Source organism: Lysinibacillus sp. NPDC096382 (genome assembly GCF_044762845.1).
In the GTDB taxonomy this organism is placed as follows: Bacteria; Bacillota; Bacilli; order Bacillales_A; family Planococcaceae; genus Lysinibacillus.
In genome coordinates, this window is record NZ_JBIWFC010000041.1 from 1 (window position 1) to 1,584 (window position 1,584).

Genomic DNA, 1,584 nt, shown 5'->3' on the forward strand with positions numbered 1-1,584 from the left:
TTTTTTATAGGCTTAATAACTTGGTTAAGTTATTAAGGGCGCACGGCGAATGCCTTGGCACTAGGAGCCGAAGAAGGACGGCACTAACACCGATATGCTTCGGGGAGCTGTAAGTGAGCTTTGATCCGGAGATTTCCGAATGGGGGAACCCACTACGTTTAATCGCGTAGTATCTTGACGTGAATACATAGCGTCTTGAAGGCAGACCCAGGGAACTGAAACATCTAAGTACCTGGAGGAAGAGAAAGAAAAATCGATTCCCTGAGTAGCGGCGAGCGAAACGGGAAGAGCCCAAACCAAGAGGCTTGCCTCTTGGGGTTGTAGGACACTCTATACGGAGTTACAAAAGAGCGAGTTAGATGAAGCGACTTGGAAAGGTCCGCCAGAGCAGGTAAAAGCCCTGTAGTCGAAAGTTCGTTCTCTCCTGAGTGGATCCTGAGTACGGCGGAACACGTGAAATTCCGTCGGAATCCGGGAGGACCATCTCCCAAGGCTAAATACTACCTAGTGACCGATAGTGAACCAGTACCGTGAGGGAAAGGTGAAAAGCACCCCGGAAGGGGAGTGAAAGAGATCCTGAAACCGTGTGCCTACAAGTAGTTAGAGCCCGTTAATGGGTGATAGCGTGCCTTTTGTAGAATGAACCGGCGAGTTACGATTACGTGCGAGGTTAAGCTTTAGAAGGCGGAGCCGCAGCGAAAGCGAGTCTGAATAGGGCGAATTAGTACGTGGTCGTAGACCCGAAACCAGGTGATCTACCCATGTCCAGGGTGAAGGTGAGGTAACACTTACTGGAGGCCCGAACCCACGCACGTTGAAAAGTGCGGGGATGAGGTGTGGGTAGCGGAGAAATTCCAATCGAACTTGGAGATAGCTGGTTCTCTCCGAAATAGCTTTAGGGCTAGCCTCGTGATGAGAATACTGGAGGTAGAGCACTGTTTGGACTAGGGGGCCATCCCGGTTTACCGAATTCAGACAAACTCCGAATGCCAGATATTTATACACGGGAGTCAGACTGCGAGTGATAAGATCCGTAGTCAAAAGGGAAACAGCCCAGACCACCAGCTAAGGTCCCAAAGTAATCGTTAAGTGGAAAAGGATGTGGCGTTGCACAGACAACCAGGATGTTGGCTTAGAAGCAGCCATCATTTAAAGAGTGCGTAATAGCTCACTGGTCGAGTGACGCTGCGCCGAAAATGTATCGGGGCTAAACGATTCACCGAAGCTGTGGATTGACATCTACGATGTCAGTGGTAGGAGAGCGTTCTAAGTGCGTTGAAGTCAGACCGGAAGGACTGGTGGAGCGCTTAGAAGTGAGAATGCCGGTATGAGTAGCGAAAGACGGGTGAGAATCCCGTCCACCGTATGACTAAGGTTTCCTGAGGAAGGCTCGTCCGCTCAGGGTTAGTCGGGACCTAAGCCGAGGCCGATAGGCGTAGGCGATGGACAACAGGTTGATATTCCTGTACCACCTCCTCACCGTTTGAGAAATGGGGGGACGCAGTAGGATAGGGTAAGCGCGCTGTTGGATATGCGCGTCCAAGCAGTAAGGCGTGTGTGTAGGCAAATCCGCACACTGTACGT

Annotated in this window: 1 rRNA gene (only partly in view); it reads left to right on the top strand. The window is 51.1% G+C overall.

The window, feature by feature from the left end:
* Window positions 1-22 precede the first annotated feature (22 nt).
* Window positions 23-1,584: ribosomal RNA gene (locus ACIQZA_RS25500) — 23S ribosomal RNA — on the top strand (it continues 1,465 nt past the right edge of the window).